At 65.3% G+C, this 11,995-nt stretch carries 12 protein-coding genes; 3 read left to right on the plus strand and 9 right to left on the minus strand.

Features of this window, described 5'->3' with window-relative positions:
- Window positions 1-1,233: a cation:proton antiporter gene (locus ABG82_RS02450; RefSeq protein ID WP_043078467.1), complete on the plus strand. Its 1,233-nt coding sequence runs from the start codon at window positions 1-3 to the stop codon at window positions 1,231-1,233.
- On the opposite strand, the gene ABG82_RS02455 is transcribed toward ABG82_RS02450, so the two are convergent.
- A complete protein-coding gene (locus ABG82_RS02455; RefSeq protein WP_234708040.1) occupies window positions 1,140-1,928 on the minus strand; it encodes an RDD family protein in 789 nt (262 codons plus the stop codon). The genes ABG82_RS02450 and ABG82_RS02455 overlap by 94 nt on opposite strands.
- 71 nt (window positions 1,929-1,999) lie before the next feature.
- Here ABG82_RS02455 and ABG82_RS02460 point away from each other — a divergent pair, with 71 nt between their 5' ends.
- Window positions 2,000-2,992 (plus strand): stage II sporulation protein M, encoded by a 993-nt coding sequence (locus tag ABG82_RS02460; RefSeq protein WP_043078469.1) that lies wholly within the window; start codon window positions 2,000-2,002, stop codon window positions 2,990-2,992.
- A 3-nt stretch (window positions 2,993-2,995) separates the two neighbouring features.
- On the opposite strand, the gene ABG82_RS02465 is transcribed toward ABG82_RS02460, so the two are convergent.
- Genes ABG82_RS02465 through ABG82_RS02485 form a run of 5 tightly spaced genes read right to left on the minus strand, consistent with a single transcriptional unit; the run spans window position 2,996 to window position 8,133 of the window.
- The gene (locus ABG82_RS02465; protein WP_043078470.1) at window positions 2,996-4,345 is read right to left on the minus strand and encodes a DUF58 domain-containing protein; all 1,350 of its coding nucleotides are present in this window, start codon (window positions 4,343-4,345) and stop codon (window positions 2,996-2,998) included.
- Complete coding sequence (locus ABG82_RS02470) at window positions 4,345-5,310, minus strand: AAA family ATPase (protein WP_043078471.1); 966 nt, start codon at window positions 5,308-5,310, stop codon at window positions 4,345-4,347. Before ABG82_RS02470 ends, ABG82_RS02465 begins: the two co-directional genes overlap by 1 nt.
- Window positions 5,307-6,446 carry a DUF4350 domain-containing protein gene (locus ABG82_RS02475; RefSeq protein WP_043078472.1) on the minus strand — a complete coding sequence of 380 codons (1,140 nt, stop codon included), beginning with the start codon at window positions 6,444-6,446 and terminating at the stop codon, window positions 5,307-5,309. Before ABG82_RS02475 ends, ABG82_RS02470 begins: the two co-directional genes overlap by 4 nt.
- Window positions 6,443-7,090 carry a DUF4129 domain-containing protein gene (locus ABG82_RS02480; RefSeq protein ID WP_043078473.1) on the minus strand — a complete coding sequence of 216 codons (648 nt, stop codon included), beginning with the start codon at window positions 7,088-7,090 and terminating at the stop codon, window positions 6,443-6,445. Before ABG82_RS02480 ends, ABG82_RS02475 begins: the two co-directional genes overlap by 4 nt.
- Entirely contained in the window at window positions 7,090-8,133 is a 1,044-nt protein-coding gene (locus ABG82_RS02485; RefSeq protein ID WP_043078474.1) for a membrane protein, read from the minus strand. The genes ABG82_RS02480 and ABG82_RS02485 overlap by 1 nt, the downstream gene beginning before the upstream one ends.
- A gap of 262 nt (window positions 8,134-8,395) precedes the next feature.
- Between ABG82_RS02485 and ABG82_RS02490 the strand changes: the two genes are divergently transcribed.
- The gene (locus tag ABG82_RS02490) at window positions 8,396-9,094 is read left to right on the plus strand and encodes a class I SAM-dependent methyltransferase (RefSeq protein WP_043078475.1); all 699 of its coding nucleotides are present in this window, start codon (window positions 8,396-8,398) and stop codon (window positions 9,092-9,094) included.
- Here ABG82_RS02490 and ABG82_RS02495 read toward each other — a convergent pair.
- From ABG82_RS02495 to ABG82_RS02505, 3 genes are all read right to left on the minus strand, one after another.
- Window positions 9,091-10,404, minus strand: a complete 1,314-nt coding sequence (locus ABG82_RS02495) for an HNH endonuclease signature motif containing protein (RefSeq protein ID WP_043078476.1) — start codon at window positions 10,402-10,404, stop codon at window positions 9,091-9,093. The two genes, ABG82_RS02490 and ABG82_RS02495, sit on opposite strands and share 4 nt — an antisense overlap.
- Before the next feature lie 92 nt (window positions 10,405-10,496).
- Entirely contained in the window at window positions 10,497-11,321 is an 825-nt protein-coding gene (locus tag ABG82_RS02500) for a DNA-3-methyladenine glycosylase family protein (RefSeq protein WP_043078477.1), read from the minus strand.
- A gap of 38 nt (window positions 11,322-11,359) precedes the next feature.
- Entirely contained in the window at window positions 11,360-11,965 is a 606-nt protein-coding gene (locus tag ABG82_RS02505) for a hypothetical protein (RefSeq protein ID WP_043078478.1), read from the minus strand.
- Between the last annotated feature and the right edge of the window lie 30 nt (window positions 11,966-11,995).

An 11,995-nucleotide genomic window follows, 5' to 3' on the forward strand; every position in this document is an offset into this window, starting at 1 on the left:
ATGACCGGATTCGGATTTCCGACGCTGGCGGTCATTGTCATCGTCGGCCTGGTGGGTCCGCTGCTCGCGCTGAACACGCGGTTGCGTATTCCTGTCGTCATCGGGGAGCTGCTCGCCGGAATCGTGATCGGACGCACGGGATTCGGCTGGATCGACGCGTTCGACCCCACGTTCAAGATGTTCGCCGATGTGGGCTTTGCGCTGGTCATGTTCGTGGCGGGCACCCATGTTCCGGTGGGTGACAAGACCATGAGGGCCTCGCTACCGAAGGCGGTGCTGCGCGCTCTGGTGGTGGGCGCGGTGGCCGCGGTGCTGGGTGTGCTGTTGGCCAATGTCTTCCACACCGGCCACGCGCCGTTGTACGCGGTGCTCATCGCATCCTCGTCGGCGGCGCTGGTGCTGCCGGTCATCGATTCGCTGGGCCTGGGTGGTCCTAAGGTGTTGATCACCACCGCGCAGGTCGCGATCGCCGATACCGCATCGATTGTCTTGTTGCCCTTGGTGATCGACCTCAAGCACGCCCCTCGTGCCGCGGTCGGTGCGGTGGCGGTGGCGGCGTGCGCCGGCATTGTCTTCGTTATCCTGCGCGCACTCGATCAGGCTGGGCAGCTGGACCGTTTCCACGACTACTCCAAGCAGCGCCGGGTGGCGATGGAGCTGCGCATCAGCCTGGCCATCGTGTTCGGGCTTGCCGCGCTGGCGGTAGAGACCCATGTGTCGATCATGTTGGCGGGGTTCGCTCTTGGCCTCGTCGTCGCGGGCATCGGGGAACCGCACCGGCTCGCCAAACAGCTCTTCGGATTCACTGAGGGCTTCTTCTCGCCGCTGTTCTTCGTGTGGCTGGGAGCGTCACTGCATGTGCGCGAGCTCGGTGAGAACCCCAAACTCATCCTGTTGGGGCTGGGCCTGGGGGCCGCGGCAGTGCTGGCACATCTGGTTATCCGGATCTTCGGTCAACCGCTGCCCCTGGGTGCCTTGGCCGCGGCGCAGTTGGGAGTGCCCATCGCGGCGGCAGCGATCGGTGAGCAGCAGCAGTCACTGATTCACGGTGAGGCTTCCGCGCTCATCCTCGGTGCACTGGTCACAATCGCCGCGGCAACCATCGGGGGCTCGCTGTACGCGAAGACATCCTTCGGGAATCAGTCAGGAGTGGCGAAACCCGAAGTTCCCGTGGATGACTCGGAGGGTTCCGGTGCTGCTGGTGGCGCGGGCGGCGGCGGCGCTGCGGGGTAGGCCGGCTGCAGCTGCGCCAAGGCCCGGCGGTGTCGTTCGGCCAGCACCGCGGCCAGCATGAACTGTGGCGGGGTGCCCGGCGGCGGTGGTGGTGCGATGCTGGCGAGCACATCGGTGGAAATCTGGTAGAGCATCTGATCGCGGGTGTGCGGCGCCAGCTGGCCGGCACGGTTGAGAAACTGGCGGGCCAAGTTGGCCTGATCGCTGGTGAGCCCGGACAGCTGTAGGCTCTGCGCCCACTGCTCCAGCTGCGGTGGCATCACCGGTGGCGGCGGGAGTTTGGGGCCGCGCTCGCTGATCACCACGGTGCCCGCGAAGATGTCACCGAGCCGCTTGCCGGTGGGCGACACCATGCTGGTGATCACCGCGGGCGCACCCATGAACATGAAGATCTCCACCACGGCCGATAGCGCCCGGATGATGGCCTGCCGCAAACGTTCCGGGCCGCCGTCGTCGGATACCACCCGCAGTCCCATGGCCATCTTGCCCAGGGATCGTCCGCGGGTGGACATCTCCCAGATGACCGGATAACCCACCAGGGCCAACACGGAGTAGACGATGCTGAGCGCTCCCACCAGCGCCACGTCGAACTGTGAGAGCGAGAACGCGACCACGAAGATGCCGCCATACAGCACGATGAGCTGGACGAAGATGTCGATGAACGCCGACACCACCCGAACGGGAAGCTGGGCCACCTTGACGTCCAGGACGACCGCATCACCCGTCACCAGCTCCGACATGTATCGAGACTACTAGTATTTGCCAGATGGACGTGGACGCATTTGTCGCCACCCATCGGGGGACATGGGACCGGCTGGAAGAGCTGGTCAGGCGCAGGCAAAGGTTGACTGGTGCTGAGATCGATGAGCTGGTCGACCTGTATCAGAAGGTGTCGACACAGCTGTCCACGGTGCGGTCGGCCTCGGGCGATCCGGCGCTAGTCGGGCGGTTGTCGACATTGGTTGCCCGGGCGCGGTCGGCGGTCACCGGCGAGCATGCCCCGCTGTGGCGTCACTTCATCCGTTTTTGGACGGTGTCCTTTCCGGTGGTCGCGTACCGCAGCTGGCGTTGGTGGCTGGGTGCCACGGTCGCGTCGATGGTGGTGGCCGTTGCCGTCGGTATCTGGGTGATGCATTCAGCGGAGCTGCAATCGGTGATCGGCACACCCGATGAGATCGCGCAGCTGGTCAACGAGGACTTCGAAAACTATTACAGCGAGCATCCGGCCGCGGCGTTTGCCCTGCACGTATGGATCAACAACTCCTGGGTGGCGGCGCAGTGCATCATCTTTGCCGTGCTGTTGGGGCTTCCCATCCCGTACGTCCTGTTCATGAACGCGGCGAATGTGGGTGTGGCCGGCGGATTGATGATCGCGGCGGGACGCGGTGACGTGTTCTTCGGCCTGATCCTTCCGCACGGCTTGTTGGAGCTGACGGCGGTGTTCCTGGCCGCCGGCGCCGGAATGCGCCTGGGCTGGAAGGTGATTGATCCGGGTGACCGTCCACGCGGCCAAGTACTCGCCGAGCAGGGCCGCGCCGTGATGTCGGTCGCGGGCGGGCTGGTAGCGGTGCTGCTGGTGAGCGGCCTCATCGAGGCACTGGTCACCCCGTCGCCGCTACCGACCTTTGTGCGCGTTGGAATCGGTGTGAGCGCCGAGGCGCTGTTCCTGGCGTATGTGGTCGTCCTGGGCCGGCGCGGGGTGGCCGCCAATGAATCCGGCGATATCGAGAACGCCCCCGATTACGCCCCGGCTTCCTGAGCGTCAAAGACGACCCGAGGCCTTCAGCGACAGATAACGGTCGGCAAGCGCCGGGGCGATCTCATCGGGTGGTGCGTCGACGACTTCGACGCCCTGATGCCGCAACAGCGTCACGATGCGGCGGCGCCCACCACGGGTCCGTTCGGCAGCGGCGGCGTCATACACCTGCTCGACATCCAGGGATCTGATGTTTCCTGGACCCGTGGAGTTTTCGGGCATCGCCATCTCTTCCACGCGGGGATCGCTGACCGCCGCCACCAGCAGATGGTGATGAGTGGTCAACTGGGGCAGCAGCGGTAGCAGTCCCTCCTCCCATGCGGCCGGGTTCAGGTCGGTGAGCAGCACGATCAGCGAGCGGTGCCGGGATTTGCGGCGGATGGTGGCCACCAAGTCGCGGGCGTCGGACTCGACGAGTGAGGGCTCCAGCGGAGCCATCGTGTTGACCACCAGGGGCAGCAGTTCGTTGCGCGAAGCTCCGGAGACCTGCGCCCGCACCGCGCGGTCGTGGGCCAGAAAGTCCACCCGGTCGCCCGCGCGAGATGCCAGTGCCATCAACAGCAAGGCGGCATCCATCGCCCAATCCAGCCGGGGCCATCCCGACGGATCGCCTGATGTCGGATCGACACCGATGCGGCCCGCCGAGGTGCGGCCGGTGTCCAGTACAACGAGGATGCGCCGATCGCGTTCCGGGCGCCAGGTACGGACCACCACATCATTGCGGCGCGCGCTCGCGCGCCAGTCGATGGACCGGACGTCGTCCCCCACGACATATTCACGCAGAGAGTCGAATTCGGTGCCCTGGCCGCGAATCAACACAGGGATGGCACCCTCAAGCTCGCGTAGTTTGGCCAGCCGGGACGGCAGGTGTTTGCGGCTCAGGAACGGTGGCAACACCCGCAGCTGCCACGGCACATCATGGCGCCCCTGTCGTCCGGCGATGCCGAGTGGCCCGATCGTGCGCACCGTAACGACCGCGGGCTTGTGGTCGCCACGGCGCAGGGGACGCAGGGTGGTGATGACCTGACCGCGTTCACCGGAACGCAGATCCACGCGGTGCGCGCGCGGTGCCGCACGCATGCTCGGCGCCCAACTGTCACGTACCCAACCACGCAGCCGGAGGCCGGGGTTCTGGATCGCCAAGGCGATATCGGCGGATTCGCCGAGCCGGATGGAATCGGGTCCGGACCGGGTGAAGATGAGTCGCCGTGGGCTGGCCGCGGCGGCGATATCGACCGCGATCAACAGTACGAGCGTCAAAAGCAACAGCCAGAACAAACGAACAGGCCACGGAGACAACAGGATCAGCAGCGCGCCGAGCAACGCCGCCAGTCCCGCGCGTCCGGTGAGAACCACTAGCGTGGCACCGGCACGGTGATGAGAATGCCGTCGAGCACCCGGTCGGTGGTGGCGCCCTCCAGTTCGGCCTCAGGGCGCAAACCGAGGCGATGACGCAGGGTCGGTCGGGACATGGCCTTGACATCGTCTGGCGTGACGTAGTTTCGGCCGGAAAGCCACGCCCAGGCGCGCGATGTCGCCAGCAGTGCGGTCGCCGCGCGCGGGGACGCGCCGAGTTGCAGCGAGGGCGACTGTCGGGTCGCGCGGATCACGTCGACTATGTAGGCGAGCACTTCCGGAGCCACCAGAACCCGGCCGACCGCGGCGCGCCCGGCCGCTAGATCGGCGGCGGTGGCTACCGGTGTCACCTGTGACAGGTTGCGGGGATCGAACCCGTGCGCGTGCCGCTCCAGGATGGCGATCTCTTGATCACGTTCGGGCAGGGAAACATTGAGCTTCATGAGAAAGCGGTCCAGCTGGGCCTCGGGCAGTTGATAGGTGCCCTCGTATTCGATCGGGTTCTGGGTAGCCGCGACGATGAAGGGATCGGGCAGCGGACGCGGCGTGCCATCGACGGTGACCTGGCGTTCCTCCATGGCTTCCAACAGTGCCGCCTGTGTTTTCGGCGGGGTGCGGTTGATCTCGTCGGCAAGTAGCAGGTTGGTGAACACCGGACCGGCGCGGAACTCGAATGCCGCCGTGCGCGCGTCGTAGACCAGGGAGCCGGTCACGTCCCCGGGCATAAGGTCGGGGGTGAACTGCACACGCTTGAATTCGAGGGACAGTGCTGCCGAGAGTGTGCGCACCAAAAGGGTTTTCGCGACACCGGGCACACCTTCGAGTAGTACGTGTCCGCGGCACAGCAGCGCGACCACCAGGCCGCTGACCACCGAATCCTGGCCGACGACCACGGTGGCGATTTGTTCACGCAATGCGGCCAGGGCATGGCGTGCGGCGTCTTCGGTGATAGTTGCCTGGGTCACGAGTCGCGGACCTGCCTTTCTAGAATATCCAGTTGCCGAGCCAGATTGGTGAGTTGCTGATCGTCCGAAGGGACGGGGCCGAACAGCACATGGTGGATTTCGTGAGGATTGCCTCCGGTTCGCTGCGCCACGGTGGTGGTGATCACCTGCGGCGCCTCGTCGACCGGCAGGCCGAGCCGGCGCACGATTCGGTACTTGGCCGCTTCGCGCAACGAATCGGAGGCAAGGTCGCGGGCGCGGCGGGACCGATAGAGCCGGCCGCGACCCTCGGTGGTTTCCGAGGCCCGCACGACCACCGGAAGTTTTTCCGCAACAACGGGACCCAAACGGCGGCCACGCCACAGGGCAACGAGTAACACCACAAGGCAGAGCTGCCAGATGGCCATGCTCACCTGGTCCGGGATCAAGTCGCCCATCGATTTCGGTTTGGCGCTGGTACCGACCTTGGGCCGTTCGGGGATGTACCAAACCAGATGCGAGGTTCTCCCGGCCAGATTCATGGCGAGCGCGGCGTTCCCCTGTTTGTCCAGTTGCTTGTTGGACAGCAGGGTGTCGTCACCGAGCACGGTGATGGTGCGGTTGCCGTCCCGGTAGCGCAACAGTGTGCCGCCGTAGCAGCTGACGCGGCCGGGTCCCGGGTTGGTGAATGTGTATGTGGGGCCAAGATAGGTCTGAATCGTGCCGGCCTGTTGGACTTCCCGTAGATCGCAGTCGGGCTCGACGAGTTCGTCGCTGCGATAGGAGCTGACGCGCACCTGCGAGGCCAGTCGCGTGCGGGTATCGGAGTAGGGGGCCAGCATCAGGCGATCACCCGGTAGCTCTACCAGAGCGTCCAGGATGGTGTCGGAGAGGTGCCCGTTGTCCAGTACCAACAGTTGGCTGTCGGGACTCATGGCGGCGCGGACCTCGTCGATGGTGGTGGCACGCGTGACGGTGACACCGCGGTCACGAAGCAGCTGCGCCAGCGCGTGCCCGCCGCGCTGCGTCACGGCTTCGGGGTCTAGGTAGCCTTCCGGCCGAGGTGATTTGGCCAGCAGTAGCCCGGTAATCACGATGGCGGCCAGGGCGGCGATGACCCACAGCCAGGTGCGCCACCGATCCCGCAGGCGCGGTGATATTGCGGTAGCCGTCGTCACCGCACTGCCTCCCAGCCCGTCGTCGCGTCGGACTCCGCGCCGGACACGAGGACCGGGGCGTCGCGGATGTGGTCATCCAGTTCGGCGATTCTGCGGTACGACTGTTCGGTGCCCGGGCGTTCTCCGTAGCTGACGTCGTTGAAGATCTCGGCGCTGGCACGAAATTCCGCCGCCAGTGACGGCAATTCGCGTGCGCCATCGGTCGCCAGCTCATTGGCGGTGCGGCCCGGAACCGGGGTGAGGATCGTGCGCTCTTCGAGCTGGCGCGCCACGGCACGCAGGCGGTGCCGGATGGCCGACGTCCAGTCACCCTGGGATGCGGCGAGTTCCGCGGTAGCCCGGTGTTCGGCGGCGGTGAGTTCACCGGATTCGAAGAGCCCGAAGTCGGCGCCTCCCTTGGTTCGGACCGCACGGCGCGCGATGCGGATCAACAACACCACCACCGCGATCACGATGAGTGCGGTCACGAGGATGGTGAACCAGCCGCCGGGCAGCTGACCGGCCCGAAACTCCAGGTAGTTGAGGTGATCGAGGATCCAGTTGATCAGGCGGTCAATCGGTGAGGGGTGCTCGTAGATCGGTTTGGCGAGTTCGCGTTGGGCGGCTTCGGCCGCCGAGTCGCGGTCGATGTCGATGGCCGGCATTACACCTGAACCGGGGGACGCGTGGGCAGCCAGAGGGAATCGGCGTCGATGCCCGGCTGGCCGAGGCGTTCGCGTGTTCTGGCCTCGGTCTGCAACACCAGATCCAGTGCCTCGGTACGCATCCGCTGATCCGTGTACAGCAGCACGTTCACTGCCGCCTTGAAGGGCAGGGAGATGACCTGCGCGATCACGGCGCCGATGGCGGCCATGGCGAAGATGATCAGCATCTTGGGGCCGAGATTGTGGGTATCGCCGCCCGCGAATGCGGCGACTTCCCCGACAAGGACGAAGGGCATTCCGATGATCGTCGTTACGAACCCCACGATGACACTGGTGAGCAGCAGAATGCCCAGTAGGCGCCAGAAACCCTTGCGTATCAGGGAAACTGATCGGCCGACCGCACCGAACACGCTCTGGTGTTCCAGAATGAGAACTGACGGAACAAGACTGAACACGGGGATCAAATAGAGGTAGAAGGCAAAGTAGCCGAGAGCCAGTAGTAATCCGACGGGGATCGCGCCGAGGGGGCCCACGGTCAACGCCAGGCCGGCCACTATGGCGACACCGAACCCGAGTACGACCGCGAAGAGCACCAGTTCGACAAGGGCCACGCCCAGCAGGGCCCAGATACGAGGTTTGGCGCGCTGCCAGGCTTCCTTGATGGTGGTGCGTTCACCGAAGACGGATCGGCCGATGGTCACGGTCAGCATTCCGCTCAGGATGATGGTGACCAGCGAGGTGACCACGGCGCCGATCACCTGGCCGCCGACGTAGCCGAGGCCAAACGCCGCGCCGAATGAGTCCTCGGTGTTCCTATCAAAGTTTGCCGCGCCGGTCAGGACGGCCGTGGCCGGTGCCGCCTGGATTCCGAAGATCAGCAGCTGACTGACGATGACCATGATGGCGGTGAGGCCGATGGTGGTCTTGGGATTGGCGCGGATTGCCGCGATGGCACCGTTGTACAGCGAGGAAAGGTCGAGCGGCCGCAGGGGGATGACTCCTGGTTTTAGGGCAGGCGGCTCCGGCCTCACCCAATAGGGCACCGCCGGCGGATGTTGGTATCCGGGCGGCGGGGGCTGATATCCGAACCCCGGCGGCGGATATCCAGCCGCGCCGGCAGGAGGATAGCCAGGTGCCGCAGGAGGGTAGGCGGCCGGGGGTCCCGGGGGTAGCGGAGACGGAGTGACGCCCCCCTCGTCGTTGCTCATTTCTCCATTTTGGCGGCTGGGAGCGTTTCTGGCAATTGCCTTCCGTTTTAATGTCAAGCCTATTGACATATGTCAGGTGAGTTGACATTCTAGGGTCATGACTGACAAGACCACCACAGAAGAATTCGATCTCGCGTTTGATGCCGCGTACCGCGGCGAGTCGCCCGACGGCCTGGGTGCGCGGCCGCCGTGGAGCATCGGTGAGCCGCAGCCTGAGATCGCGACGTTGATCGCCGAGGGCAAGGTGCGTGGCGAGGTGTTGGACGCCGGGTGCGGTGAGGCAGCGACCTCGCTGTATCTGGCTGAGGTGGGGCACACCACCGTTGGGCTGGACTCCTCGCCCAAAGCCATCGAGTTGGCGAAAGGTTATGCGGCCGAACGCGGATTGGAGAATGCCAGCTTCGCGGTGGCCGATATCTCGGCATTCACCGGATATGACGGGCGTTTCGACACCATCATCGATTCGACGCTGTTCCACTCGATGCCCGTCGAGCTCCGTGAGGGCTACCAGCGTTCGATCGTTCGTGCCGCCGCGCCTGGGGCGCGTTACTACGTGCTGGTATTCGACCGCGCGGCCTTCCCGGCGGAATCACCCGTCAATGCTGTCACCGAAAATGAACTGCGCGACGTGGTTTCGAAGTACTGGTCCATCGATGAGATACGTCCGGCCAAGATCTACGCGAACTTCAACGGATTCAAACCCGGTGTTGCGCGGGGCTTCGCCCGGCACGAGGTCGAGCCAGATGGGCGGGCATCGGTGGCCGCGTGGCTGCTGTCGGCGCACCTGGCGGGCTAGAAGTCCAGGAGGAACCGCTCAGGGTGGTGGTAGTCGTTGGTGCGGGACTGGCCGGTATCGAGATGCGGCGGCGGAATCCATTCGGTAATCCCGTCACTGCGGCGTTTTCGGGTGGTCCAGCCCTGCTGGAGCAGCCGATGATGTGGGCCGCAGGCGAAGGTCAGATTGTCGATGTCGGTCGGCCCGTCGTCGCGCCAATCGTCGACGTGATGAACCTGGCATAGGTAGCCGGGCACGGTACATCCGGGTGCCGAACAGCCACGATCCTTGGCGTGTAGCACGATTCGCTGATCTGGGGTGGCGATCCTTTTGGACCGCCCGAGGTGTAGCGGGCGGCCGTCGTCGCCGAATATTGTGAGGTAGTGGAAGGCGTGGGCAGCCATCCGGATCAGATCGGGGATAGGTACCAGGTTGCCGCTGCCTGATATCGCACGCCCGGCCGCGCCTTGCAGCTCACTCAGGGTTGTCGAGACCACCACGGTGACGGGTAGTCCGTGGTGTGTGCCGAGCTTGCCCGAGGCCAAGATGCTGCGCAGGCACGCTCGCAGCCCATCGTGGTTTCGTTGGGCGGAAGTTCGTGTATCTCGCTCGGCAGCCGCTGAGTCGGGTTCACCTTCGGTCATGGGGGATTCATCACGAGGATCACACATACCTGGCGCCGCGAGCTTGCTCAGCACCGCGTCGAGATAGGTCCGGGTCTCTGGATCCAGCAGAATCCCATCGGCTCCCTGGCGTCCGATCGATATGCCCCGTCTGCGGGCGCGGTCGATATCGGAGAACTGACCATCGGGATTGATCAGGGCGGCGATCCGATCGGCGCCCGCGCGGAGTTGTTCCGGGCCGAATTCGGTTCCCATTGACGCCAGCCGCTCCTCGGCGGCTTCGCGGGTGTCGGCGTCGACCACGTCGGGTAATACGTCGAAGAACCTGCGGATGATCCGCACGTGCTCGTCACCGAGGCGGCCCTCTCGCAACGCGTGGGCGACATGCGGAAGTGCAGGTGGTAGGGGCTCGCCGGTCAATGCACGCCGCGGGCCGAGATGTGCGGTATCAGCGAGGCGGCGCCGGGCGGTTGCGGTAGATATCGAGAGGTGCCGTGCCAGCACTTCCGCGAACGACGTACCGCCCAATGCGACCGGTGAACCGCGTTGCACTAGCCGGGCGGCGAGTGTGTGTGAGGCCGCAGTGATCTTGCGCTGTGCGATCTCCAGCTGCCTTAGCGCCGAGAGCAATTCGGGATTGTTGAGCTCATCAAACGACGACTCGACGACAGCCGTTGCCGCCGTCAGTAGATCGTCGATTGGACTCATACCTGCAGGCTATGGACGACGACCGACAGCTGGCCGGGGTTATCCACAACCGCGATGGCTATCCACAAATTCGCCGAACCGCTTGTCGGATCTTAGAAGTTGCGGTATTCGCGGACAGGCATCCGTGACCCGCGCCGGGCGGGTTTCGGCGCGACGAGCTCGATGAGCCGGATGATTCGATAGCGTTGCCCGGCATAGGGTTCCAAAAGCTCCAGCATGCCGGCGTCATCGGTTTTGTGGCCGGTGAGGGCGAAGCCCACCTGCGAGGGAATGTGGTAGTCGCCGACAGGAACGGCGTCGGGATCGCCCAGGGCGCGGACCCGTATCTCGGCCTCGGTCCATGGTCCGATGCCGTGGATCGAGGTCAGGTGCTCGGGCTTGGTCTCCACGTCGATGTTCGCGGCAGCGCGGATGGTGCGCATTCGGACCGGTTCGGCGCCGGACTTGTGCCATTCCCAGGACGGGATGTCGAGCCATTGCCGTTGCGGTGGTGGCGCTTTGGCGCCGTTCAGCTCGATGCCCACGTGGTTGAGCAGATGCCGCCAGGCTCGCCAGGCTTCGGCGCCGGGAACCTTCTGTTCCAGGACGGCGGGTACCAGTGCCTCCCAGACGCGATCGGTCGCGCCGAGGCGGACGCCCTTGGCGGCCTGGATCAGCCGGGCAATCACATCGTGTTTGGGTATGAGCGCTTCGGGCTCGTCATCGGCGCCGAGGAGGCGTGGCAGGCGATCGAGTAGCCATGCGGCGCCGTCACCGTGCGCGCGGCCGATGACGGTTTTGTTTTCACGCGAGATCGTCAGCACCCCGGGGCCGTCGGGGGTGTAGGAGCCCCGGGTGATGGCTCCGCCGGGTGCGACCCGGTATGTGGGGTCAGCCGAGCCGCGGCGGTGGATACCGAGGGTGCGGGCAATATCCAACGGCCACGGTGGAATCCACTCGCGGATGAGTGGGGCCGCTAGGCCTTCGGGCAGAACTTCCAGCCGCTGGTCTCCTTCTTGAACTCGATATCGTGTTTGCCCTTGGCGTCGGTGATGTGGATGACCGCGTTGTCGCCGTTGATATCGAGGCCGGTGATCTTCGACGGCCCGTTGTCGGACTTGGTCAGGGCGTTGAGATCGGGAGCCTGGCCGCTGCCCGCGATGTCCTTGAACGCTTCGCGGTACTTGGCGCAGAAGAAGGTGAGCATCTTCTTGAAGTCGTTGGCCTTGGCGGCCTCGGCCATGCCGGAGATGGTCTGCTTGATCGCCTTGACGTCCTGCTCGTTGTTGGAGCCGGACGAGCGGGGCGAGTCGACGATCTGGTCGGAGGCGTGCGTCCTGACACTCTGCGGGGTGGAGTTGGTGGTCAGGCCCAGGACCAACAGGGCGATCAGGAAGACGCCGAGCGAGCCGCCGACGATGGCCAGCGCCTTCTGCTGCGGGGTCAGGGGCGGCCGGGGCGGCTTGGGAGCAGGGGCGTAGCCGCTGGGAGGCGGGCCGTAGGGATTGGGCTGCTGGTACGTGGGGTACTGCTGCGGCTGGGTCTGCTGAATCGGGCCCTGGGGGTACTGCGGTTGCGTCATCTGGGTATCTGTCCTAGCACGGCTGCGGTC

This window comes from Mycobacteroides immunogenum, from assembly GCF_001605725.1.
Lineage (GTDB): Bacteria > Actinomycetota > Actinomycetes > Mycobacteriales > Mycobacteriaceae > Mycobacterium > Mycobacterium immunogenum.